The organism is Pseudomonas sp. MB-090624 (assembly GCF_003205245.1).
Lineage (GTDB): Bacteria > Pseudomonadota > Gammaproteobacteria > Pseudomonadales > Pseudomonadaceae > Aquipseudomonas > Aquipseudomonas juntendi.
Genome location: NZ_QJRK01000022.1, coordinates 51,267 through 74,111, shown reverse-complemented (window position 1 = coordinate 74,111; position 22,845 = coordinate 51,267). Strand labels below are relative to the sequence as shown.

At 59.0% G+C, this 22,845-nt stretch carries 18 protein-coding genes, 2 tRNA genes and 2 pseudogenes; 7 read left to right on the top strand and 15 right to left on the bottom strand.

Annotation, left to right across the window (positions count from 1 at the left end; genetic code table 11):
• The first annotated feature begins 88 nt into the window (after positions 1-88).
• The 3 genes and pseudogenes from DMX12_RS14130 (at position 89) to DMX12_RS29000 (ending at position 5,533) form a co-directional block, all read left to right on the top strand.
• Positions 89-2,386, top strand: a complete 2,298-nt coding sequence (locus tag DMX12_RS14130; protein ID WP_110678171.1) for a TonB-dependent siderophore receptor — start codon at positions 89-91, stop codon at positions 2,384-2,386.
• A 211-nt stretch (positions 2,387-2,597) separates the two neighbouring features.
• A pseudogene (locus DMX12_RS30335) lies at positions 2,598-2,773 on the top strand (IS110 family transposase); the annotation flags it as partial.
• Between the two features lie 1,203 nt (positions 2,774-3,976).
• The gene (locus DMX12_RS29000; RefSeq protein WP_146226828.1) at positions 3,977-5,533 is read left to right on the top strand and encodes a P-loop ATPase, Sll1717 family; all 1,557 of its coding nucleotides are present in this window, start codon (positions 3,977-3,979) and stop codon (positions 5,531-5,533) included.
• 468 nt (positions 5,534-6,001) lie between these two features.
• On the opposite strand, the gene DMX12_RS14105 is transcribed toward DMX12_RS29000, so the two are convergent.
• The 5 genes from DMX12_RS14105 to DMX12_RS14080 all read right to left on the bottom strand — a co-directional run bounded on the left by DMX12_RS14105 (position 6,002) and on the right by DMX12_RS14080 (position 10,088).
• Positions 6,002-6,277 carry a hypothetical protein gene (locus DMX12_RS14105; protein WP_081255175.1) on the bottom strand — a complete coding sequence of 92 codons (276 nt, stop codon included), beginning with the start codon at positions 6,275-6,277 and terminating at the stop codon, positions 6,002-6,004.
• Positions 6,274-7,254 (bottom strand): integrase domain-containing protein, encoded by a 981-nt coding sequence (locus DMX12_RS14100; RefSeq protein ID WP_063546592.1) that lies wholly within the window; start codon positions 7,252-7,254, stop codon positions 6,274-6,276. The genes DMX12_RS14105 and DMX12_RS14100 overlap by 4 nt, the downstream gene beginning before the upstream one ends.
• A gap of 929 nt (positions 7,255-8,183) precedes the next feature.
• A complete protein-coding gene (locus DMX12_RS14090) occupies positions 8,184-9,503 on the bottom strand; it encodes an integrase arm-type DNA-binding domain-containing protein (protein ID WP_063541515.1) in 1,320 nt (439 codons plus the stop codon).
• A gap of 162 nt (positions 9,504-9,665) precedes the next feature.
• Positions 9,666-9,741, bottom strand: a tRNA-Thr gene (locus DMX12_RS14085).
• Positions 9,742-9,839: 98 nt separating this feature from the next.
• On the bottom strand, positions 9,840-10,088 hold the full coding sequence (locus DMX12_RS14080; RefSeq protein WP_009682865.1) for a hypothetical protein: 249 nt from the start codon (positions 10,086-10,088) through the stop codon (positions 9,840-9,842).
• Between the two features lie 500 nt (positions 10,089-10,588).
• On the opposite strand from DMX12_RS14080, the gene DMX12_RS14075 reads away from it, so the two are divergent.
• Positions 10,589-10,864: a DUF3077 domain-containing protein gene (locus DMX12_RS14075; protein WP_029885296.1), complete on the top strand. Its 276-nt coding sequence runs from the start codon at positions 10,589-10,591 to the stop codon at positions 10,862-10,864.
• A 230-nt stretch (positions 10,865-11,094) separates the two neighbouring features.
• On the opposite strand, the gene DMX12_RS14070 is transcribed toward DMX12_RS14075, so the two are convergent.
• From DMX12_RS14070 to DMX12_RS14045, 5 genes are all read right to left on the bottom strand, one after another.
• Complete coding sequence (locus DMX12_RS14070; protein WP_110678167.1) at positions 11,095-12,300, bottom strand: methyltransferase; 1,206 nt, start codon at positions 12,298-12,300, stop codon at positions 11,095-11,097.
• 128 nt (positions 12,301-12,428) lie between these two features.
• Positions 12,429-13,118 (bottom strand): ABC transporter permease, encoded by a 690-nt coding sequence (locus tag DMX12_RS14060; RefSeq protein WP_054905008.1) that lies wholly within the window; start codon positions 13,116-13,118, stop codon positions 12,429-12,431.
• On the bottom strand, positions 13,118-13,810 hold the full coding sequence (locus tag DMX12_RS14055; RefSeq protein ID WP_009682870.1) for an ABC transporter permease: 693 nt from the start codon (positions 13,808-13,810) through the stop codon (positions 13,118-13,120). The genes DMX12_RS14060 and DMX12_RS14055 overlap by 1 nt, the downstream gene beginning before the upstream one ends.
• Positions 13,811-13,864: 54 nt before the next feature.
• The gene (locus tag DMX12_RS14050; protein WP_110678165.1) at positions 13,865-14,617 is read right to left on the bottom strand and encodes an ABC transporter substrate-binding protein; all 753 of its coding nucleotides are present in this window, start codon (positions 14,615-14,617) and stop codon (positions 13,865-13,867) included.
• 11 nt (positions 14,618-14,628) lie between these two features.
• Positions 14,629-15,402, bottom strand: a complete 774-nt coding sequence (locus DMX12_RS14045; protein WP_009682872.1) for an ABC transporter ATP-binding protein — start codon at positions 15,400-15,402, stop codon at positions 14,629-14,631.
• A 641-nt stretch (positions 15,403-16,043) separates the two neighbouring features.
• Here DMX12_RS14045 and gabP point away from each other — a divergent pair.
• Positions 16,044-17,429 (top strand): GABA permease, encoded by a 1,386-nt coding sequence (gene gabP, locus DMX12_RS14040; protein WP_029887657.1) that lies wholly within the window; start codon positions 16,044-16,046, stop codon positions 17,427-17,429.
• A gap of 180 nt (positions 17,430-17,609) precedes the next feature.
• Here gabP and DMX12_RS14035 read toward each other — a convergent pair whose 3' ends face one another.
• Positions 17,610-18,050 (bottom strand): hypothetical protein, encoded by a 441-nt coding sequence (locus DMX12_RS14035; RefSeq protein ID WP_009682874.1) that lies wholly within the window; start codon positions 18,048-18,050, stop codon positions 17,610-17,612.
• A 165-nt stretch (positions 18,051-18,215) separates the two neighbouring features.
• Here DMX12_RS14035 and DMX12_RS14030 point away from each other — a divergent pair.
• Positions 18,216-18,513 (top strand): annotated as a pseudogene (locus DMX12_RS14030) (type II toxin-antitoxin system RelE/ParE family toxin).
• 9 nt (positions 18,514-18,522) lie between these two features.
• Positions 18,523-18,825, top strand: coding sequence for an addiction module antidote protein (locus tag DMX12_RS14025; RefSeq protein ID WP_029887656.1), 303 nt, complete (start codon positions 18,523-18,525; stop codon positions 18,823-18,825).
• Positions 18,826-18,960: 135 nt separating this feature from the next.
• On the opposite strand, the gene DMX12_RS14020 is transcribed toward DMX12_RS14025, so the two are convergent.
• The 4 genes from DMX12_RS14020 to DMX12_RS14005 all read right to left on the bottom strand — a co-directional run bounded on the left by DMX12_RS14020 (position 18,961) and on the right by DMX12_RS14005 (position 22,706).
• Positions 18,961-19,036 (bottom strand) — tRNA-Phe (locus DMX12_RS14020).
• Positions 19,037-19,126: 90 nt separating this feature from the next.
• Positions 19,127-19,399: an oxidative damage protection protein gene (locus tag DMX12_RS14015; protein ID WP_009682876.1), complete on the bottom strand. Its 273-nt coding sequence runs from the start codon at positions 19,397-19,399 to the stop codon at positions 19,127-19,129.
• On the bottom strand, positions 19,399-20,463 hold the full coding sequence (gene mutY / locus DMX12_RS14010; protein ID WP_110678163.1) for an A/G-specific adenine glycosylase: 1,065 nt from the start codon (positions 20,461-20,463) through the stop codon (positions 19,399-19,401). Before mutY ends, DMX12_RS14015 begins: the two co-directional genes overlap by 1 nt.
• A complete protein-coding gene (locus DMX12_RS14005; RefSeq protein ID WP_110678161.1) occupies positions 20,460-22,706 on the bottom strand; it encodes an AsmA family protein in 2,247 nt (748 codons plus the stop codon). Before DMX12_RS14005 ends, mutY begins: the two co-directional genes overlap by 4 nt.
• Positions 22,707-22,845: the final 139 nt, after the last annotated feature.

The window sequence follows — 22,845 nt, the reverse complement described above, 5'->3', positions numbered from 1 at the left end:
CATCCCCGTACATGTCGGGTCTGGCGCCGGGAGGGCCGATCCCTAGAATCCTAACAAAAAATCATCTGCAAATACGAAGCCTTCCCAAATGAATCCCTACAGCATTCCGAACGCGCTCACCCCCACCCTTGCAAACGGCAACCGCCTCAAGCCACTGGCGTTCTGCATTGCCGTGGCTATCAGTGGTGGTGCCATGGCCGCCGACAGCCAACCCCTGGAGCTGGACGCCACGCAAATCGAAGACAGCGCGCTGCTGCCCGCCGACGCTGCAGGCCAGCTGGGCTACACCGTCGAGAGCACACGCAGCTCCACCGGCCTGAACCTGACGCCACGGCAGACCCCGCAGTCAGTCACCACCATCACCCGCCAGCAGATGGAAGACCGTGGCATCCACACCATCGAACAGGCCCTGGAAACCACCCCAGGGGTAACGGCCAACAAGTCCGAAGTGGGCGGGCGTACCGATTACCGCGCCCGTGGCTATTCGATCAGCAACTGGAAGGTCGATGGCCTGCAGACCCAAGGCGGTTCTGACTTCAGCGGCAGCGGCAATGCCCTGAACATGGACCTGTACGAGCGCATCGACATCGTGCGCGGGGCCAACGGCCTGCTTGGCGGCACCGGTGACCCTTCGGCCACCGTCAACCTGATCCGCAAGGCGCCGACCAAGACCTTTGGCGGTAGCGCCTACGCCACCTACGGCAGCTGGGACAAACGCCGCCTGGGTGCCGACCTCAACCTGCCGCTGTCCGAGGACGGGCGCCTGCGCTCGCGTTTCGTGATGACCCAGCAGGACGCCAACTCGTTCCGCGACAACCAGTCCGACCGCTCCCGCGCGGCGCTGGCCAATTTCGAATTCGACCTGGACGACGCCACCACCCTCGGTGCCGGCTACCAGTACGAGTACAACAAGGTGGTGGGTGGCGGCTGGGGCGCGAACATTCCGCTGTGGTACCGCGACGGCAGCAAGACCGACCTGCCACGCAGCACCAACGTGGTGCCCAGCTGGAGCTTTGGCGAGTACACCACCCGCACCGCTTTCGGCTCGTTGCAGCACCGCTTCGACAACGACTGGACGCTGGACCTGAAAGCCTCCCAGGCCACCACCGAAGCCCTCAACCACCGCGGCCTGGCCAAGGTCAACTCGGCAGGGCGCGGCACCTATGGCGGCTACTGGGACCAGGATGGCAGCGGCGCCGTACTGAACGGCCTGCACAGCTCCACCGACACCACCCAGCAATCGGCGCAGATCGACCTGTCTGGCCCATTCCAGCTGTTCGGCCGCACCCACCAGGCCATGGTGGGCTATAACGACAGCCGCACCGTGGGTTGGTCGCCGCAGTACACCTGCACCATGGTGGGCGACGGCATGGCCAGTGCACCGGCGTTGGGGTGCCAGTTCCGCGCCAACAACGGTTTCCCGGTCACCGATTGGCACAACGGCGTGGATGACGACTACGGCCTCATCGCCTCGCGCACCGGCCTGCAGAGCAAGACCACCACGCGCTTGCAGGGCATGTACGCCGCTACCCGCCTGAGCATTACCGACCCGCTGTCGGTGATTGTCGGCGTGCGCACCAGCAACTACGCGTCGGTGACCCGTAGCGTGGCCGGCGAGCGCAGCAGCCAGGAAGAGAACGGCATCGTCACCCCATACCTGGGCGCGGTGTACGACCTCAACGACACCTACTCGCTGTACGCCAGCTACACCGACATCTTCACCCCGCAAACATCGGAAACCGTGAGCGGCAGCAAAGTCGAGCCGATTCGTGGGCAAAGCTATGAAACGGGTATCAAGGGTGAATGGTTCGACGGCCGCCTGAACGCCTCGGCAGCGTACTTCCGCACCAAGCAGGAAAACAAAGCCGTGCTCGATGGCGACCTGACCACCCCGACCGGTGCCAGCGCCTACAAGGCCGGCTCGGGTGTGGAAACCGACGGTATCGACCTGGAAGTGGCAGGCGCGTTGACGCCTGAATGGAACGTGTACGCCGGCTATACCTACCTGCACTTCCGCCGTGTCGACAGCGACGGCCGCAGCGACCCGTCGCACCTGTTCAAAGCCTCCACCACCTACCGCCTGAGCGGCCCGCTCGACCGCCTGACCGTAGGTGCCGGTGTAACAGCGCAGAGCAACATCCGCGCTATTTCCAGCCCTGCAGGCCAGCCGGTCAACGGCGTGAGCAGCGGTGCAACCGATGTGAACTGGTCGGGTTATGCCATCTGGAACGCCATGGCCAAGTACCAGGTAACCGATGCCACCAGCGTTACCCTCAACGCCAACAACCTGTTCGACAAGCACTACTACACCCAGTACGGGTTCTATGCCGGCGGCATCTACGGTGACCCGCGCAACCTGTCGCTGACGGTAAGCACTGCCTTCTGACATGCAGGGGCGGCCTTGCGTCGCAGCCCTACGAGTTGCGCTGTCGCGCAGAGAACTCAATTCGTAAGCGCGACGCGGCCGGTGTGGGAGCGGGCGCGCCCGCGAAGAATCCAACGCGGTGGCTGGCACCGGCTACGCCGGTGTTCGCGGGCGCGCCCGTTCCCACAAGGCCCCTGCTAAATCAAGCAGTTATGTATCGTTCTATGAGAGCTTCAACCACGACAGCGGAAAATCCGTAGGCAAACGCGCTATTTCAGGGGGGGGCGGCTTGAAGCCCGGCTTGCCAAGGTCGCTATCGTGGCCTGCATGCGGATCTTCCTGGTGCGACTAAATGCCATGCTCAGGAATGGCGAGCCTTGGCTGGATCTGGTGTTGCCTCAGCCGAAGAGGGCGTATATCAACAGCCAAAATGCAGGACTCGACGATTACACGGTTCCTGTGGGAGCGGGCGTGCCCGCGAACACCGGCGCAGCCGGTGCCAGACACCGCGTCGCCTGCTTCGCGGGCAAGCCCGCTCCCACAATGAATCGCACAGGCTTTTCAAATTTTGAGAAAGACAGTTGCTCCTGCATCAAGGGAGTTGAGCGGGGCTCTGGGGCGTGGGCTGGAAACAAAAAAGGCCCACCTTGCGGTGAGCCTTTTGAGTACTTCGTATGGTACGGCACCAGGAGTCGAAAATAGTTGTGACTATCTGATTTATAATGTTTTTTATCTTTCGGTTACCTATTTCTACCCCTAAAAATATCCCCATGGATTTATCTTTATAGCAGCAGCCTCAGCCTCACGCTGTCTGTACTCTCGAACTTCAAGCTCATCTTCCAATCCTCTATGTAGCCTATCCGAAGCCGTAGGGATCCGCTCTGCAGTCGGCGTCCCGCGCCCAATGCAACTATTTTCAGAGTTAACAGAAAATACTGCATTACAGTTATCTGCATTGGCTCGCAGGAGAGTGAAAAGTCCACCCGCATCTAATGGGGCTGCTTGAGTGGAGATCTGCCCGTCAGATTGAATAATATGTAATCGTAATTTTTAGAGGCGCAGGCGATCCGTTATTTGTATTGCTTAACATTTTCAGTAAGCTTTCGAGAGAAGTTATCTTCCTCCTCGAGTGGTATTATATCAAAGGTCAGAAGTTTACCGTCCGGTTGTACCAGTGCGCCTGTATTATTTCAGTAACGGACCTTTGTAGTCGCCGCTAACTTCCACTGACTCATGCTCTTGTTAGTGAGACGAGAGCGATACCTCTATTTACGGGAGTTACTCTCAATGTAGTTCCATCAACAGAAGGATAGACAGCGTTGCCTCGGAGCGACCGGTATGAACAATTTTATAGAACATGGGAGACGCAATGCCAATTGCGAACAAGCGCGACCTCACCTGTCCTCCTTGTCGAAGATTTATCCGCAACGTTGTGAACAGCAGTTAGTCACTAATAACAGGAATATTTCTCCTGCATGCTTGGCGCCGAGGGCGGATGTGTGGTAAATAGTTTCTTATGGCTCAGGCGCGCTGCGAGTAGCGTGCTGCTCAGTTTGGGCAATAACCTATTTTTCTACAGTAAGTTAAAATCGGATATACAGGAAGTTTTTGATGACTACTTCAGGTGTACTAAAGCTAAAGGATATTCCTCTTGGTAGCACAGATGCTAAGAATGAGGTGCTGAGTAATAGTCCTGAAGAAATCGTACGTTTCGTTAACTCGTTTGTTGTTCCGCCAGCGCTATCGATAGAAAAATTTTACGATAAGAAAAAATATTACATAGTGGGATTAAAAGGCACAGGGAAAACAGCTCTTCTGCGCTATGTCTCATTAAAGCTTGAGGAATCCGGCGACTCAGATTCAAGTTTCGTTTTGTTTAAATCAGACGTAGATGAAGACTTGAGAAAGGATTTTGCTCGCGCAGCCAGGGTTCAAGTGGTGGCAGAAAATAGTGATGCTTATGACGGCGATGATTTTGAGACCGTATGGCGTTGGTTTATCTATAGAAAAATTGCCTCTCTAATTCAAGAGGGCAGCTCACCATTCCAGAATAACGAATTGCTCAATACGTTTGTTGCATTGGTCACTTCTGAAGCAGATGCTAAGCCAGAGAAATCTGGACTTATGCGATTGGTGCCTAATATTCGAAAAGGTACGGTTGAAATAAGCCAGTCGCCGAAGTTAGGTTTGGAATTTGATTGGGATGACTCTGGTCGAGCAAAGGTTAATTTCAACGACCTTGTACGTAGAGCCGATCAAGCCTTCCAGAAATTAGAGCCTGATGCAAGACGGTTGAACGTTTTTTTTGACGAGCTCGAGCTGAATTACGCTAGCAACAAGCAGTACCAGCGTGATGCTCGCTTAGTTAGGGATCTGATTGTCTCGATTGAGCGATTGAACGCGACTTGTAAGTCGAGAGGCTATCCAATCTGCCTCTATGCAGCCATCAGATCAGAAGTCTTAAGTGCTGTGGACGCATTGGGGAAGGAAATCAATAAGCCGATTGCTGATTTCGGGTCTGTAATATCATGGAATAGACCCGGGCTTGATGCCACACAGCAGCCGCTATTGAATATTATCTGGCAGCGCATAAACAATGCGCGCGAGGAAGCAGGACTTGTAGACTTATCATCTCAAGAGTTATGGAATCATTATTTTCCACGAAAAATAAATAATCAAAGTCCGCAAGTCTATATTCTTCATAATTCATGGTATCGTCCTCGTGATGTAGTGCGCTTGCTAATTACTGTGCAAGACCAATATCCAGATGATGAAACTTTTTCTTTGCAAGCTCTCGAAGCTATACGCAAAGCATATTCCACTGCATCTTGGGTAGAGCTCGCAGAAGAACTGAAGGCAAAATATAAGGCTGCTGAAGTTGAAGGGATTAAATATCTTTTCTATGGATACAAACAAATAGCTACATTTGCTGAGTTAAGTGAGAGGGCAGATCTTGTAGTGCTGGAACATGATGAGACGAAAAAGCTGCTGGAGCGAGTTTCACTTCGTGAAGTGCTAAAAGATCTTTTCCGTGTTGGAATTATAGGGAATATAGATGAGCACCATGAAAGAATGCGTTTCTCCTTCAGGGGTGATGATGAGATTCTCTTCCAGAACAAAGTCTTTGTTCATAATGCATTAAAGGCTCATTTGTCATGCTTTGGATGATTGATGCTGGCGGTCTAAAAGAATCGACATGTATTCGGTACTTTGTTTTTAGGTCTATGCCGCTTAGGGAATCTATGGGTTGAGATATTCTGACTGCTCTCTAATATTTCAAATGATGTAGGTTTTTCAGTTCCGATAAGCCTGCGAATCGGCCGGGCGCAGAGTTCGGCCGATCTTGGTATGGAAGCTTTAAGGTGTTAGTGGCTGGCTAGTTTCCGTTTGTTGTCTGATACTTCAGCGTTGCTCCTAATTTTTGAATGGTAAGTCTATTTCTGATTATAATGTGCGCCTTGGCGGAATTGAGAGTAATCCAGGTGCGTAGGCCTTTATGTGGCTTTAGGTGCTAAAGCTATTTGATAGTGTTCGACTTTTCAGAATAATTAAATTGTTCTTAATTGCTTCTTCTTCATTGAATAGAGCGAAAGCCTGTGAAAGCAAATTGCTGAGTCACTCATGCAACGCACTCGATCAGAGTTTGAAATTCCATGATTTTTTTAAGCGGCGAACTATCAGCCGTACCGTCAGTACGTAGTAATACCGCGTCGCCTCACTGTGTCTACATAGGCGATGCTCAAGAAACCAAGATAAGTGTTTTTTTTGCCAGGCCCAAGGCGTCTCTCGCTGCCAGCGATCTGCAATCTCAGCTTGGATAAGCTTCGCCTGCCGCAAATGACGTTGCCGCGTCGCGCGCGATCCGATCAGCACGCCAGCCAAGAACAGCTCCATATCGAATGGCTTGCTCATGTCCGTCCTCCAATGTAGGCCGCGACCACATCGATCCGACCGTGCCCTAGCTCACTGCTGATTTGCCTCCGAGCTTCACGATCAAGGTATCTATCTACCAGGCAACACTGGCCGCCGTTGATAGGCGCCCGGTGCTGGGTGATTTGCTCATAGCGCTCACATGCGTACGCCGCACGGAGCTCATGGAAGCCTCTGAGGTTGTGTGCATGCAGGATGGCCCGCGCGGGGTGAATGATTTCTTGCAGAACATTCAGATAGCTTTCATGTGGCGCTATTAGGTTGCTGCTACCTGCAGGCGACATCTGCCGTGCAAATCCGAGCGCACCTCGAACATGGTCATCCACCGCAATCCAACGTGGCGCTGAGGCACCCGCGCGGCCACCTTTGGTGCCATCCTGAATGTTTATCTTGCCTAGATCGTTAGCCTCACGGCTTAGCCGTGGCAGGTCAGCCAGGATGGCCTCACGCAAGCGCATGCCGGTGGCGCGCGTCAACAGAACAATCGCGGCGACCCGCTGCTGATGATCACGGCAGAGCGCATCGACAATCTGTTTAACCTGTTCGCGGTCTTGGCCTTGCGGCACCGACTGGCGAATCCCGGTGCGCTGCATGCCCAGTGCCTTGCTCGGACTTCGTAACTTCACGTACTGATCACCGCGAAGCGCCGCCATGATCCTGTTGACGCTGGAAAGCCGGTTTTGCGCGGTGCTGACGGCGAGGTCACCGCGCTCAACCGTGTCGCGCAGATATGCTGCATAGTCGGCCAACACCTTCCGATCAATCTGCCGCGCATCATTGATACCCGGCCCCTGTTCGGAACGGCACCACTTCACGAATGCCAACCACCGGTCACAGTGCGCTTTGACCGTTCCGTAATGGCCACCGCCGAACATGTCTTTCAGTGCCTGCGGCCCTGCATAGCTCAGTTGCCTGCCGTAGCCGAAATTGCGGCCGTCGCGCCTACCCACCAATGCCATGTCGGTCACCTCATCTTCGCTCTCCGATCCTCGCCCCCACGTCATCCCGCCAAGAATGCTGAGTGTTATCAGGGATCAAGGCCCCTGCGACCTATGGGGATGTCCTCTAACGCGGGACTGGCGGCTCCTTACGACCGGGAGCAAGGGCATCTCATGATCTGGCCTCCTGAGCACCGTTACCGGTGGGCGGGTGGAGGCTGCATTGGCTGACGAGACCAATGCCGAGAGATCCTGAGCCGGGTGAACGCAGCAATGCGATGACCGGGGCATGCCTGACTGTCAGTCAGGTGCAGGCCATTCCCTGGTCTGCGGCACCATCATCTGCATGGCTGTTGCTGGTGACATCGGCGTTTGTCACGCCAATTGTCACGAGGGGAATTGCCGCTGAGCCATGTGCGATCAGGGCTGCAGCAGTGTCAGGAGCGCCCGTCTCTTTCCAGTGAAAGAGACGGGCGCAGGTCGGCGCACGCGAAATGGCCAAGCGGATAGGTTGCTGCTAAGCAGATGGGTAGGGTGGTTGCCGCAGGGGCAACGATATTGAGTTGGCATCCATCACATGGGTAGTGACCGTACGAGCTGCCGGACGCGAATCGTACTTGGGGAGAACCACCGCGGGAGCGGCGTGACCTTTAAGGTTCGGGTCACCTGGGGTGCTGTCATCGACAGCTCTTGCAACTCCCGGTCTACGCTTGTGGACAATATTCGTCAAGCAAAGCGATTTCAGGGATTTAGCGCCTGTGGATAAAACTATCCCCCGGTGGGCATCAGTGGTTTTCCACAGACGTACGCTGTGCCAGCGTTTTTTTTCTTAGGTATGGTCCTTTCAAACGGGGCGGCTTTGCAGCCCCGTTTGAAAGGACCCGCGCGGAGGAGCTTCATGCGGTGCTGTGGGTAACTTCACAGCGAGTTTGATGCGGTGGTGCGGCGAGTTACTCGGTCCTCTTGGCACTGCGAAGGCGCGTGACGTTCTCGCCCGTCTGCTTGGCAAACTCATGCGGCGTCACATGGCCCTCGCGGTTCGCCTCCAGAAACCGGCTCCACCAGGTCATGATCATCCGGCGCTCTTCGAGGAACTCGGCCTTGTGGGTATAAGCGGCCCGCACGTTGTTGCGTTCCTTGTGGCTCATCTGCCGTTCGATGGCGGTCTCTGACCACAGCCCGGACTCGACCAGCGCACTGCACGCCATGGCTCGGAACCCGTGGCCGCAGATATCCACCTTGGTGTCGTAGCCCATCGTCCTGAGCGCGGCATTCACCGTGTTCTCGGACATCGGTTTCCACGGTTTGGCATCTCCCGCGAACACCAGGTCGAACTTGCCCGTGATCGCGTGGATTTGCTCAAGCAAGGCCACTGCCTGCGGCGATAAGGGTACAACGTGAATGTCTCCGGCCATTTTCGTACCCCTTGTGGAAAACGGTACGCCGTCGAGCGCCGGGCGAGTGTCGGGGATCTCCCAGATGCCGCGATTGAGGTCGAACTCGTTCCAGCGGGCGAAGCGCAGCTCACTGGAGCGTACGAACACGTGCAGCGACAGCATCACGGTAAGGCGTGTGAGTGGACGACCTTTGTAGTCGTCGATGCGTGCTTGCAGCTCTGGCAGCCGCGATAAGGGTAGTGCGGGTCGATGTGTAACCCGTGGTGCTCTGATCGAGCCGTCGAGGTCGTGAGCCGGGTTCGCGGTGATCAGCCGCAGCCGTTTGGCTTCGCGCATGATGCTTTGCAGGTAGTTCTTGATCCTGAGCGCCACGTCGATGGTGCCGCGATTCGTCACGGCTTCCAGTGGCTGCATGAGGTCGTGGGTGTCCAACTCAGCGATTGCCCTGGCACCGAGCAAAGGGAATACGTGAGTCTTCAACCGGCTGAGCACAGTCTTGGCGTGCCCCGGCGCCCACTTGGGCACCATCCCGGCATACCAATCGAGCGCGACGCTTTCGAAGGTACGGCCATTGATTACGGCTTGCACCTTGGCCTGCTGCTTGGATTGGATGGGGTCAATGCCGTTGGCGAGCTGCTGTTTGAGCTCGAAGCGCTTGTGGCGAGCGTCAGCCAGCCCGACCACCGGGTAATTGCCGAGTGAGGTCAGGCCCTCGCGACCATCGGGCTTGACATACCTGAGCCGCCAGCCTTTGCGACCGTTGGGCTTCACGAGCAGGTAAAGGCCATCGCCGTCAAAAAGCTTGTACTCACGTTCGCGAGCCTTTGCAGTGCGGCAGGCGTTGTCGGTAAGGGGAGCTGTTGTGCGAGCCATAAGGGTACTTTCCAATGTCGAATTGGTAGGTATCCTTAAAAGTACCCTTATTAGCGCTGGCTACCCTCGGAATCCGACGGAACGCCAAAACGAAAAAACCCGCCAGAAGGCGGGTTTTTCGGGGGTTCCAGAGATTTTGAAAGCTTTCTCTGGAACCTTGAATGGTGCCGGCACCAGGAATCGAACCCGGGACCTACTGATTACAAGTCAGTTGCTCTACCATCTGAGCTATACCGGCAATGGGGCGTCATTATAGCGATCGGTTGGCGCCTGTAAACCACTTCGTTGCGATTGTTCGTAAAAGAGCTAAGTCACCGACCTAAAAGAAGAAATTTCTTACCAGCCGCGGTGCAGGGTGGTGACGCTTGGCTCGCTTTTACCTGGGTTGAAAAACAGCTTGTCGTTGTCGCAGCCGCGCTTGCGGCAGGGGCTTTCGGTGCGCATGGGCAGGCCGTTGTCACCGCCCAGCTGCATGCCGGGGTGGTTCCAGCCCAGGTTGTCGCTGGGGTGCGACGCTGGGTGTTGGGAGCAGGCCGTCAGGGCCAGGGCGAAGCTGAGCAGGGCGAGGGGCTTGGTTAGTGGCATGGGGTGGGTCCAATGTCGAATCTGGCGCAATGCCAGAAGATCGCAGGGCCGCTGGGCAGCGCGCGATTCACTTTTTAATGATTTGGGGCGCGGATGATACACCGATGAGGGTGGGTTTAGCATGGGGTTGCCTGGGAGGGCCTCTTCGCGGGTGAACCCGCTCCTACACTTATCGATTAGCCTGCAGGTACGAAAATTCTGAACCTGGGACCTGAAGGCTTCAGGATCTGTAGGCTTCAGACGTATCCTACGCGCGCCGCCGAAGTATCGCTGTTGTCGGGAAAATGGCTCACGGATAACGTTTCCGGGTCGCTCAGGCGACCGGGTGTGAGAACCCTGCTTCGAATAATGCGCTACCCCTTTATGGCGGCCGTACGTGGGCAGACTTCGGTCTGGCCGGGCTTCCTTATTCGACCGGTTTCTCACCCCGCGTACGGCTGCCACCTGAAATCCGTGAGAAAGATTTTTGGCAGTCCCTTTTCCCCGAATAAGGTTTTGCCATGAAGAAAGAAATTACTGACCCCATCACCACCGCAGGCGTAGAAACCTTCCTCCCCGCCGGCAACCCCTCCCTCAATCTGCTCCGCGTCGAGCCCGGTATCCCGGTCGATGCCGCCTATGAGCATGTCTCCATCCTGATGGGCTACATCAAGCACTTGGTCCGTGAGGGCGATATGGAAGACGACCATAAATTCCTGGGTGCTGCCGATTACCTGTGCGACATGGCCAAGGCGCTGATGAACGATATCGAGATCGCCAAGAACAAGGCGCACTAGGGCCCCGCAAACGCTCTCTGTGCTAACCACAAGAAATGTTTATGCACAAGTGGCATTCGCAGCTTTAGCGAAAGCCATGCCGCATCGCAACACCGCCTGTCTTTGCGCAAATGCCTGTTTTTGCTGGGCTGCAGGTGCGCGGCGGAATAAGCCAAGCGTTTGAAATAGCGCTTGGCTCCAACAGGTAATCACAAGCTTGTTCACAGAGTTATCCACAGGTTGTGCTGCGGCTAACGGTCGCGTTCAGCAAGGATCAACAGGTTGCGTGGGGTCAGTGGATAGTCGCAGAAAAGCCCCAGCCGCACGTCGAAACCCTGCTCTTTCAGGAAGAGGGCGCGATCGAGCACCAGCCACAGCTCCAACGGCCGGCGGAACAGGTTACGCACCCGCTCCAGGTTGCGTACCTCGGCCAGGCGTTGCCAGCCTGCGGCTTCCAGCGCTGCCCAATCAGGGTTGCCGCTTAGCGGCAGGTTTTTGAGCTGCGCCAGGTCACGGCAGTAGTGCTCGAAGGGCTTCTCCAGCCAGGCCACAGGCAGGGAAGGTGTGGGCAGGTATTCGTCATGTTGCCGTTGCTGGCGTTGCAGCAAGTCGAAACCGAGGCGGCGGGCCATGGAGGCGTCGCGCTGGCGCCGCACGCGGGCGCCGGCTGTCACGGTTTCGCTCAGGGGCAGGCCAAGGTCGTCCAGCGACAGTTGCAGGCGGGAGGCTTGCGCGGCTGTGGATAACGCCTGGTACTGCTGCTGCGCGATCCGGTTGTAGCAGCACGGCGCCACGGCCAGTTGCCGACAACCTTGCTGGCTGGCCAGCTGCAACAGGCGTAAATGCAGGTCGCCACAGGCGTGCAGGGCAACCACGCTTTTTGCACCATCAAGGTGGCGGGCGCTGTCGCCGGCCATCACGTCCTGGTGTACGTGCATGGCTGGCAGGTGATGGTGCGCACTCAGGGCTTGGCCAGCGGCGACCAGCTCGGCATCGTATTCCAGGCAGGTCAGTTGCTGGCCGGGTTGCAGCAGGCGGCGGCCGAGGTGGCCTTTGCCCGAGCACCAGTCCAGCCAGTGGCGGGGCTGGTTGCGGAAGGCCAGGTGGCTGGCGAAGGCTTCGATCTGCTGCCACTTGCGGCCGGGGACCGCTACGTCCAAGCGGTGGGCGGCGGGGGGCAGGTCAGTTGCCGGGAGGTTGCCCAGGGCGGATAGCTGTTCGGCTTGCCGGGCCAGTTGCGGGAACGGGGCCGGCAACACATCGGCAGCGTCGGGGTGTTCTGCATCTGCCAGGGAGGACTTGCGCAAGTGGGCGGCGAGCTCGGGGTGGGTGGTTTCCCAGTCCAGTTGCAGGGTGGTGAAGGGGCGCGGTTTCCACAGCTGTTGGTGCTCGATCAGGAACTGGTCGAGGGCCTGGAAGCGGGTGCTTAGCTGGTCGCTGTGGAGGTAGTTGGCCATGGGTAGATGTGTGTAGGTTTTAAGGGCCTCTTCGCGGGCACGCCCGCTCCCACTAGTACAGCGCCAGCCTTGAATATGGCGCTATACCTTGTAGGAGCGGGCGTGCCCGCGAAGCAGTCGGTGAGCGATCAACGGCCCTGGCTGGCATCCACGCGCAGCCAGCGCTCCAGCAGCTTGAAGCCTTGCACCAGCAAGAACGAGATCGCCAGGTAGAACACCCCGGCCGCGAAGAATATCTCCACTGGCAGGTAGGTGCGCGCGATGATGGTGCGGGCCATGCCGGTCAGTTCCAGCAGGGTCACGGTACTGGCCAGGGCACTGGCCTTGAGCATCAGGATCACTTCGTTGCTGTACGCCGGCAGGCCGATGCGCGCAGCGCGCGGCAGCATGATGTAGAACAGCGTTTTGCCTCGCGACATGCCCAGGGCCCGTGCCGCCTCGATCTCGCCCTTGGGTATCGATTGCAGGGCGCCACGCAGGATCTCGGCAATGTAGGCCGCCGTGTGCAGGGTCATGGTCAGCACCGTGCACCAGAACGGATCGCGCAGGTACGGCCACAGCGCGCTGGAGCGCACGGCATCGAACTGCGCCAGGCCGTAGTACACCAGGAACAGCTGTACCAGCAGCGGCGTGCCACGGAAGAAGAAGATATAGCTGAACGGCACGGCGCGCACATACCAGCGGCGCGAGGAACGGGCAATGCCCAGGGGGATGGCCAGGATCAACCCGGCAACCACCGCAATGGCCACCAGCTCCAAGGTCAGCACGGCGCCTTCAGCCAGGCGTGGCAGCCATTTGAAGATGACTTCCCAGTTCATTATTCGGCCCTCGCAAAGCCGCGAGCGGCGCGTTTTTCCAGGAAGTACATGCCGGTCATGGCGATGACCGTCAAGCTCAGGTAGATGCAGGCCGCGACCATGTAGAAGGTGAACGGTGCCTTGGTCACGGTCACGCCGATTTGCGCGTGGCGCATGATTTCTTCCAGGCCGATCACCGACACCAGGGCAGTGTCTTTCATCAGGATCATGAACAGGTTGCCCAGGCCGGGCAGGGCGATGCGCCACATCTGCGGCAGAATGATCCGCGACAGGATGCGGCCCTTGGACAGGCCCAGCGCCAGGCCGGCTTCACGGTGGCCCTTGGGGATCGCCAGGATCGCCCCGCGGAACACTTCGGTGGCGTAGGCGCCGAAGCACAGGCCCAGGGCAATCACCCCCGCAGCGAAGGCGCTGAGCTCAAGGCCCGGCATGTTCAGGGCTTCGCCGAGGGTGTTCATCAGCCCGACGGTGCCGAAATAGATAAGCAGTACCCACAGCAGCTCGGGCACGCCGCGCACCAGGGTCGAGTAGAAACCGCCAAGCCATTGCAGCGGCTTGATCGAAGAGGTCTTGGCCAGGGCGCCAAGCAGGCCCAAAACCAGGCCCAGCAGCAAGGCGCATAGCGCCAGTTTTACGGTCATCAGTGTGCCGGCCATCATGGCCGGACCGAATCCGTGCAGGTCGATATTCATGGGCAGGTCATTCTAGGGACTTGCGCGCCGCAGGGGCGCGCAGGTCAGGGCGGATCATTCGATGCTGAACGGGAAGTACTTGTCGTTGATCTTCTTGTACGTGCCGTCGGCCTTGATTTCTGCCAGGGCCTTGTTCAGGTTGTCGCGCAGCTGGGTGTCACCCTTGCGCACGGCAATGCCGATCTTGTCGCTGTCCATGACCGGCTCGCCCTTGAACTCGAAGTTGGAGCCGTCTTTGCTTTTCAGCCACTCGTACTGCACGTACTTGTCGGCCAGGATGCCGTCGATGCGGCCGGACACCAGGTCCAGGTAGGCGTTTTCCTGGGTGTCGTAGAGTTTGACGTCTACGCCCGGGTAGTTGTCTTCAAGGTAGGTGCCCGCCAGGGTGGCGCGCTGGGTGCCGATGACCTTGCCCTTGAGCGAGGCCTCGTCGGTCTTGAAGTCGACGTTCTTCGGTGCGATGAACTGCAGCTTGTTGGAGTAGTACGGGTCGGTGAAGTCGACAGCCTGCTTGCGCTCGTCGGTAATCGACAACGACGACACCAGGAAGTCGAACTTCTTGGCGTTGAGGGCCGGAATGATACCGTCCCAGTCGGAGGTCTCGACCGAGCACTCGACCTTCATCTTGGCGCACAGGGCGTCGCCGATGTCCTTGTCGAAGCCGACCACATTACCGCTGGCATCCTTGTTGTTGAACGGTGGGTAGGCGGCTTCGATACCCATGCGCAGTTTTTCTGCGGCCATGGCGTTCGCCGACATCACCAGCGTGGCAGCAGCTGCCAGGAGAAACTTCTTGTAGGTGTGCATGTATTGCTCCGTTAGCGGTGGCTGGACATGAATTGCTTGCAACGCGCCGAGGTCGGGTTTTCGAAGACCTGTTGCGGCGATCCCTGTTCTTCTACCAGGCCCTGGTGCAGGAAGACGACTTCACTGGACACATGGCGGGCGAAGCTCATCTCGTGCGTCACCAGCAGCATGGTACGGCCTTCTTCGGCCAGTGCGCGGATAACGTTAAGCACTTCCTGGACCATTTCCGGATCGAGCGCCGAGGTTGGCTCGTCGAACAGGATGACCTTGGGCTTCATGGCCAGGGTACGGGCAATGGCGGCGCGCTGTTGCTGGCCACCGGAAAGCTGGGCGGGGTAGCTGTGGCGTTTGTCGTAGATGCCGACCTTGTTCAGCAGCGCTTCGGCGGCTTCTACAGCCTCGGCCTTGCTTTGGCCGAGTACACGGCGTGGCGCCTCGATGATGTTGTCGAGGATCGACATGTGCGGCCACAGGTTGAAGTTCTGGAAGACAAAGCCGATTTCGCTGCGCAGGCGGTTGATCTGGCGGTTGTCGGCGGCGATCAGGTCGCCGTTTTTGGCGGCCTTGAGCTTGAGGCTTTCGCCAGCGACCAGGATTTCGCCCTGGTGCGGGTTTTCGAGCAGGTTGATGCAGCGCAGCAGGGTGGACTTGCCGGAGCCTGACGACCCCAGGATGGAGATCACGTCACCGTCGCGAGCGGTCAGCGAAATACCCTTGAGAATTTCCTGCTCGCCGTAGCGTTTGTGCAGATTGCGGATTTCCAGCGCGGGCGTGGCCTGAGCCATGTGCGGTCCTCATGTGTACGGGTGCGTTCCCAGCTGTTGGCGGCCTTCCTGGCGTGCGCCAAGCTAGCATAGCGGCATTATGACGGCCAACAGGGTCGCCGGGGACTGTGGGCGCTGGTGGGGCAGTTTGTCGCATCGCTACAGCGTAACGTCGCGCAGATGTCTGCGAAGGTGTCGCCCAGCACCAGTGCCTTGATGAAAAAAGGCGCGATGGTGCCAGCTTTGGGCAGCTCATGGAAGCGGTTTTAGACCATTCGCCGGTAAACCCGACGTTCCAGGTTGCGCGCTCCTCGCAGTCACGGGTTTGACCGCGAAGACCCATCCGGCATTCCTGGTTGTACCTGTGGGTTGCACTTTTTTGCATTGCAGCGGTGCACGGGTGTTACCGAGGGGCACCTTTGGTGCGTTTGTAAGTGGGTATTTCAGTAATCTGCCTTGTTAACGGCCTTTTGGTCACTTACTGGCCGAATGCCCTCCAAACCACGCCGTGCAAGGCCCTGCGAGCATTCTGACGAATGCAGTGCGCACCTGGCGCGCTTATTGCCAGCAGGAAACCGCCGATTGCAGCGACGCCTAGTCCAACCCCAGGCGCGCTCCGTAACCGCAGTCGCAGTGGTCCACTCCTTACAAAGGTAGTTTCAATGAGCGGTAACAATTCCAATGACCTCGCTCAGGGGCTCAAACAACGGCATGTGACCATGCTGTCCATCGCTGGCGTCATCGGTGCCGGCCTGTTCGTAGGCTCTGGCCACGCCATCGCGGCCGCCGGCCCGGCCGTGCTGCTGGCCTATGCCGCCGCCGGTACGCTGGTGGTGCTGGTAATGCGCATGCTGGGTGAAATGGCGGTCGCCTCGCCTGACACCGGTTCGTTCTCTACTTATGCCGACCGTGCCATCGGGCGCTGGGCCGGCTTCACCATTGGCTGGCTGTACTGGTGGTTCTGGGTGCTGGTGATCCCGCTTGAGGCCAACGCCGCTGCGGCCATTCTGCATGCCTGGTTCCCTGCCGTAGACCTGTGGGCGTTTTCCTTGGTTATCACCTTGGCGCTGACCCTGACCAACCTGTGCAGCGTAAAGAACTACGGTGAGTTCGAGTTCTGGTTCGCCCTGTTGAAAGTGCTGGCCATCATCGGCTTCATTGCTGTGGGTTGCGCGGCCATGTTCGGCTTTGTGCCCAATAGCCAGGTCAGCGGTGCCAGCCACCTGTTCGACACCCAGGGCTTCATGCCGAACGGCCTGGGTGCTGTGCTGGCGGCCATGCTCACCACCATGTTCTCGTTCATGGGTACGGAAATCGTCACTATCGCCGCTGCCGAATCGAAAGACCCGGGCAAGCAGATCAGCCGCGCGACCAATTCGGTGATCTGGCGTATCTGCCTGTTCTACCTGGTTTCGATCTTCCTGGTGGTGGCTCTGGTGCCGTGGAACGACCCGGCGCTGGCCGAAACCGGTTCCTACCAGACCGTGCTCAGCCGCATCGGCGTGCCGAATGCCAAGTTGATCGTCGACATCGTGGTGCTGGTTGCGGTGACCAGTTGCCTGAACTCGGCGCTGTACACCTCTTCGCGCATGCTGTTCTCGTTGAGCAAGCGCGGTGATGCCCCGGCTGTTGCCCAGCGCACCACCAAGGCCGCTACGCCGCATGTGGCGGTATTGCTGTCCACGGCTGCAGCGTTCCTGTGCGTGTTCGCCAACTTCGTGGCCCCGGCCCAGGTGTTCGAGTTCCTGCTGGCAAGTTCGGGTGCGATTGCGCTGCTGGTGTACTTGGTGATTGCCGTGTCGCAACTGCGCATGCGCGCACAGCGTGAGGCCCGTGGTGAGAAGATCACCTTCAAGATGTGGCTGTTCCCGGGCCTGACCTGGGCGACCATTGCCTTCATCGTGGCGATTCTGGTGGTGATGGCCCTGCGCGAGGACCACCGTGCCGAGATTATCGCAACGGCGCTGCTGAGCATTGGTGTGGTGGCGGCTGGCTTGCTGGTGCACCGCAAGCGTGAAGCTGCCGGGCGGGTGGCGCTGGATAACTAATCCACGCTGGCTGCACTGAAAAGGCCGCGTCCTGAGAGGGGCGCGGCCTTTTTTGTTGCCTGGGCCGGCCCTTTCGCGGGCATGCCCGCTCCCACAGGGGCGGCGTTGCCTTCGAGCTTGTGCTTGACCTGTGGGAGCGGGCGAGCCCGCGAAGAGGCCGGTACAGGCTACATGACCCTGTTAGCCAAACTGTTTTTGCTGCTGCTTGGCCACCAGCTCGGAGGCCGCTACATAGGCCGCCTGGAACTCATCGCTCTCCAGCCAGGCCATGGTCGCCTCTTCATCGGCGCCGTCGAGCCACGCGCGGTAGGCGGTGAACACCAGCACGATATAGTCGGTGGCGTGTTCTTCCTTGTGCCCCTTGAGAACCAGCGCCAGAAGCGGGTCTACCAGGAATACCGAAATCATCGGCACCAGGCCGCCGCTCTCCTGTGCTTCCTTCATTTTGGTGAACATGGCGTCGTAGCTGCCCGACTCCATCGCCTTGTTGTACACCTGCTCGACGCTGGCGCTGTCACCGGCACTGGCCTTGACCGCCTGCCCGCTGCGTACCATGCGGTTCTGCTTGGCCTTGCTGGCGGCACGCTTGGCGCGTTTTTGTTGCTTGGTAGGGGTGGCCATGAGGGCTTGAATCCTTGGGTGTGTTCGGTAGGTGCGCGTATTGAAGCGCAGTTGCCCAGGAAACCCAAGTGCAGCTGCTGGAGGAGGCAGGGCAGGACCCCCGCACAAACAGTTTGAAACAGCTACACATTGTCTGTAGTGTGAACTGTGGTTTACATTTTCTTCATGCATACATTAATCCAGACCGAAACCTACCGAAGGTGGTTCGTAGCACTGCGGGATCCGCGGGCGAAAGCTCGCATAAACGCCCGGTTGCGGCGGTTGGAGCTCGGAGCTCGGAGTGAAGGGTGACTGTAAGCCAGTTGCTGAGGGGGTGTCCGAGCTTCGGGTCGATTATGGTCCGGGCTATCGGGTGTATTTCGTTCAGCGAGGTTATGAAGTGATCATCCTTCTGGCAGGTGGCGACAAATCTAGCCAAGCCAGGGATATCAAATCCGCGCTCAAGCTGGCTCGTGACCTCTAGGAGACCATCATGACAAACATCAAACTGACCAAATGGGACGCTGTGGACCATTTGAAAACTGAAGAGGACATGGCCTTGTACCTTGAGGCCTGTCTGGAGGAAAACGACCCTGCACTGCTCGCTGCTGCCTTGGGTGACATCGCTCGCGCTCGTGGTATGGCTCAGTTGGCACGTGATACTGGGCTCACGCGGGAAGGGTTGTACAAGGCCTTGTCTGCTGAAGGTAATCCGAGCCTGGCGACCATCATGAAGGTAATGGCGGCGCTTGGCGTTCGGCTCCATGCCGAAGTGCTGCCACGCTCAGTGGGGTAAAGCTTATGGGGCCTTGGCGGCGAAATGCTTTAGCTGCCAAAGCTTGAGCAAAAACCGCAGACAACAAAAAACCCGCACTTGGCGGGTTTCTTGTTGTCGCTTCGGGTAACTTTGCAACCACCAGAAGCTTGAAGGTGGTGCCCAGAGACGGAGTCGAACCGCCGACACGAGGATTTTCAATCCTCTGCTCTACCGACTGAGCTATCTGGGCGACGAGGTGAATTAAATAGATTTTCTCCCGGGCCGTCAACGACTTTTTCAAAAAATTTTAAATTAATTCCGTCGCTTACGGTTCGTGGGGTCATTCCGAGGGTGGCACGTAGCCTTCCGCCTGGGCGTATTCCTCACCGGCGAAAAACTTGTCCATTTCAGCCTGGAGGAATTTGCGGTCCTCGGCGTTCATCATGTTCAGGCGCTTCTCGTTGATCAGCATGGTCTGGTGTTTCTGCCAGTCGGCCCAGGCTTTCTGCGAGATGTGTTCGAAGATGTCCTGGCCCTTGGCGCCGGGGTAGGGCGGGCGTTCCAGGCCTGGCAGTTCTTCTTGGTATTTGCGGCACATCACGGTGCGGGTCATCAGGCATCTCCTGCAATCAGTTCGTCGGCCGCGCGCTTAAGCAGTTTTTTCACCGGGGCGGCAAGGCCCAGGCGCGGCGGGGTGGCGAGGTTATACCAGAGCCAGTCAGCCTCGGCCACGTGCTCGCCAAGCGGCGCGACACGCACCAGCCAGGGCTCGATCGCCAGCTGGAAGTGGCTGAAGGTGTGGGTCAGGCCATCCATGGCCTGGCTGCCGGCCAGGCGCAAACCGTGCTGGTAGGCCAGGTCGTCGAGTTGGGCGATGTCGTCCAGCTCTGGCAGGCTCCACAAGCCACCCCACAGGCCGCTGGACGGGCGCCGATAAAGCAGAATGGCGCCCTCGTGGTTGGCCAGCAGTGGCATCAGCGTGCGGCGCTGTGGCAGCGCCTTGCGCGGTTTGGGTTCGGGGTAGCGGGTTTCTTCACCGTGCAGGTGGGCTTCGCAGCCACGTTGCAGCGGGCAGATCAGGCAACTGGGCTTGCTGCGCGTGCACAGCGTGGCACCCATGTCCATCATGGCCTGGGTGTAGTGGTTGGCGCGCTGCTGCGGGGTAAAACGCTCGGCCGTGGCCCACAGCTGGTTTGCCACCTTCGGTTCGCCCGGGTAGCCGCCCTGGGCGGTGAAGCGGGCCAGCACGCGCTTGACGTTGCCGTCGAGGATCGGCGCGCGGATGCCCATGCTGATGCTGGCGATGGCACCGGCCGTGGAGCGGCCGATACCGGGCAGCTCGGTGAGCTGCTCGACACTGCGCGGGAACTCGCCACCATGTTGCGCCACGACGATCTTCGCGGCTTTTTGCAGGTTGCGGGCGCGCGCGTAGTAACCCAGCCCGGTCCACAGGTGCAGCACTTCGTCTTCGGGCGCTTCGGCCAGCGCCTGCACGGTCGGCAGCGCCTGCATGAAGCGGTCGAAGTAGTTCAGTACGGTGCTGACCTGGGTTTGCTGCAACATGATTTCCGACACCCACACCCGGTACGGGGTTATGCCCTGTTGCCAGGGCAGGTCGTGGCGGCCGTGTTCGTCGTACCAGTCCAGCACAGCGCTGGAGAACTGCTCTGGGGTCATCGCTTGAACAGCCCCTTGAGCGCGTCTTTCAATTCCGGGCTCACTTTGTCTCCGAGTTTTTCATCGAGCTTTTCGTCGATCTTGTCTTTGAGGCGGTCACCGGCCAGCTTGGCTGCGACCTTGCCCAGGCCGTTCTGGTCCAGGCGGCAGGCCTTGGCGCCCAGCTCCAGCGGGCCGCGGCAATGCAGCGGTACTTCAACCCCCACATAGCGCTCGTTGACCTGGCAGGCAGGGTCCGGCATGGCACGCTGGTCGCCTTCGACGATCACGCCGATGTTGTAGTCCATACCCAGTACACGCAGGTCGAGGTCGCCATGGCCGTTCACGGTCAGGCCCGGGATGCGTGCCTTGAGGTCCGGGTTACTGGCAACGCCATTGCGCACCACCAGGCTGCCACGCAGTTCCTGGAACGGGGTGTCCTTGCCGCGTGGCTCGCCGGTGAGGGTTTTGCGGTTGAGGGTGGCGATGGCCTGGCACAGTTGCTGCTCAAGGTTGGCATTGACCAGCACACCGTCGTTGATGGTGAAGTTTGCACTGCCATTGAGCGTGTCTACCAGTGCCTTCTGGCTGTTGCCGGTGGCGGTCAGATCACTGGTCAGGGTCAGCAGGCCCTTGACCGGTGGTGCCTGCTCCTTGCCGTCGGCCTTGATGAAGTGCTCCACCGGCACCCGTTGGATGCGGGTGCTGACCCCCAGCTGTGGCACGGCAGGGCGCACATCGACCGTACCCTTGGCGTCGAAGGTGCCGTTGTACAGGCCACCGCGCAGGGTTTGCAGGGTCAGCAGGCCGCCCTGGCCGCTGGCCTTGAGCTGGGCGTCGACGATCGGCAGTTTGTCCAGGGTCAGCGAGCCAAAGGCCAGCTCGGCCTGCAGGTCCAGGGTACGCAGGCGGTCGACCGGCAGCAGCTTGTCATCGCTCCAGGCCACCTGGGTCGGTGCGTTGGGCAACGGTGTGGTGCCGGCACCGGCAACCGCGCTGGCTTCCTGTTGCTTGACCTCGGCCTGGCGCGCAGCCGTGGCGCCTTTGGCTTGTTCGCTCTTGGCCGGCAGGTAGCGGTCGGCGTCGAAGCTGTCGCCTTTAAGCTGCAGGCGCAGGGCTTGCCTGGCGAAGTCTTCGATGGCTACGCGCCCGCTGAACGTGCTGTCGTCCAGCTTCACTGCCAGGTCATCCAGGCTCAGGCTGCTGGGTGTGCCTTGCAGGCGGGTCACCAGCTCCAGCTTGCCGAAGGCTGCCGGGTCGTTGGTTGCCGGCAGCGGGTGGCCGATGCCGTCCAGGAAGGTGCGCAGGTCGAACTGGGCAATGGACAGGCCGCCGCTCAACTGGGGGGTCTTGTCCAGGTCGCGCAGGTTCAGTTCACCCAGGGCGCGCAGTTGGTTGGCCGAGACTTTCAGGCCGTTCCAGGAGGCGACGTTGGCGGCCATGTCGACCAGCAACTGGCCCTGGGCAACGAAGGCCACCGTTTTGCCGCCGGTCGGTTCACCCGAAGTTTCGCCCGACAGGCGCATGTCCTCGAAGTTGTAGCGCTTGAGCTTGCGGTCGAAACGCAGTTCGCCGGCCAGCTCGGTGCGGGCTTTGATATTCGGCTGGTTGGCACTGACAAAAGCACTGGCCTTGAGTGGGATGTTCGCGCCTTCATGCACGGGGCCGGTGCTCAGCTGGATGCTTTCAGCGCTGTAGCTCTGGCCGGTCTTGGCGTCGGTGTACTGCACCCGGGCGTTGTTGACGGTCAGGCTGTCGATGTCCAGCTTGACAGGGCGTTCGTTGCCGTCGGCGGCCGCGGGTTTCTGCTCGGAGGGGGCCTGGGCCGGTGCGTCGGTGGCAGTGCCAGGCTGCGCAGGCAGCGGTTTGCCAATGTCTTCCCAGTTGCCATGGCCTTGTTCGTCACGGGCCAGGGTCAGGTTCAGGCCCTCGACGCGCACGTCGCTCATTTGCACCTCGCGGCGCAGCAGCGGCAGTACCCGTACCGACAAGCCGAGCATCTGCAGGTCGGCGAACGGCTCGTTGGGTTTGGCCAAGGTGGCGATGCTGGCCTCGTGCAGCTCCAGCCCCAGCCATGGGAACAGGCTCCAGCCGATATCACCGTTGAGGGTCAGTTCGACATGTGCCTTGTCGCGTGCCAGTTGGCGAATCTCGTCTTTATAGTCGTTGGGATCGAATAGGTGGGTCAGGGCGAAGCCCAGCGCCACGATGATCAGCAGCAACCCGAGAAGCCCCAGTCCCAGGATTTTGCCGAACGCTTTCATGGGCGAATCCTTGTAGTCCGATTTTGAAATTCAAGCGGCTGAGTATAGCGCCGCCATGCATATCCCTGCGTATTCGACCAGAGATGCAGGATATTTCCTACGCTTTTAGTCGGTAGTACGTCTTTAAAAGGGGGACATG

Bases quoted from the DNA above. Each gene is read 5' to 3' on its own strand.
- DMX12_RS14005 (WP_110678161.1), bottom strand. From the start codon at position 22,706: ATGAAAGCGTTCGGCAAAATCCTGGGACTGGGGCTTCTCGGGTTGCTG.
- DMX12_RS14035 (WP_009682874.1), bottom strand. From the start codon at position 18,050: ATGGCCACCCCTACCAAGCAACAAAAACGCGCCAAGCGTGCCGCCAGC.
- DMX12_RS14050 (WP_110678165.1), bottom strand. From the start codon at position 14,617: ATGCACACCTACAAGAAGTTTCTCCTGGCAGCTGCTGCCACGCTGGTG.
- DMX12_RS14045 (WP_009682872.1), bottom strand. From the start codon at position 15,402: ATGGCTCAGGCCACGCCCGCGCTGGAAATCCGCAATCTGCACAAACGC.
- gabP (WP_029887657.1), top strand. From the start codon at position 16,044: ATGAGCGGTAACAATTCCAATGACCTCGCTCAGGGGCTCAAACAACGG.
- DMX12_RS14075 (WP_029885296.1), top strand. From the start codon at position 10,589: ATGAAGAAAGAAATTACTGACCCCATCACCACCGCAGGCGTAGAAACC.
- DMX12_RS14015 (WP_009682876.1), bottom strand. From the start codon at position 19,399: ATGACCCGCACCGTGATGTGCCGCAAATACCAAGAAGAACTGCCAGGC.
- DMX12_RS14060 (WP_054905008.1), bottom strand. From the start codon at position 13,118: ATGAACTGGGAAGTCATCTTCAAATGGCTGCCACGCCTGGCTGAAGGC.
- DMX12_RS14070 (WP_110678167.1), bottom strand. From the start codon at position 12,300: ATGGCCAACTACCTCCACAGCGACCAGCTAAGCACCCGCTTCCAGGCC.
- DMX12_RS14100 (WP_063546592.1), bottom strand. From the start codon at position 7,254: ATGGCATTGGTGGGTAGGCGCGACGGCCGCAATTTCGGCTACGGCAGG.
- DMX12_RS14130 (WP_110678171.1), top strand. From the start codon at position 89: ATGAATCCCTACAGCATTCCGAACGCGCTCACCCCCACCCTTGCAAAC.
- DMX12_RS14055 (WP_009682870.1), bottom strand. From the start codon at position 13,810: ATGAATATCGACCTGCACGGATTCGGTCCGGCCATGATGGCCGGCACA.
- DMX12_RS14105 (WP_081255175.1), bottom strand. From the start codon at position 6,277: ATGAGCAAGCCATTCGATATGGAGCTGTTCTTGGCTGGCGTGCTGATC.
- DMX12_RS14080 (WP_009682865.1), bottom strand. From the start codon at position 10,088: ATGCCACTAACCAAGCCCCTCGCCCTGCTCAGCTTCGCCCTGGCCCTG.
- DMX12_RS14025 (WP_029887656.1), top strand. From the start codon at position 18,523: ATGACAAACATCAAACTGACCAAATGGGACGCTGTGGACCATTTGAAA.
- DMX12_RS29000 (WP_146226828.1), top strand. From the start codon at position 3,977: ATGACTACTTCAGGTGTACTAAAGCTAAAGGATATTCCTCTTGGTAGC.
- DMX12_RS14090 (WP_063541515.1), bottom strand. From the start codon at position 9,503: ATGGCTCGCACAACAGCTCCCCTTACCGACAACGCCTGCCGCACTGCA.
- mutY (WP_110678163.1), bottom strand. From the start codon at position 20,463: ATGACCCCAGAGCAGTTCTCCAGCGCTGTGCTGGACTGGTACGACGAA.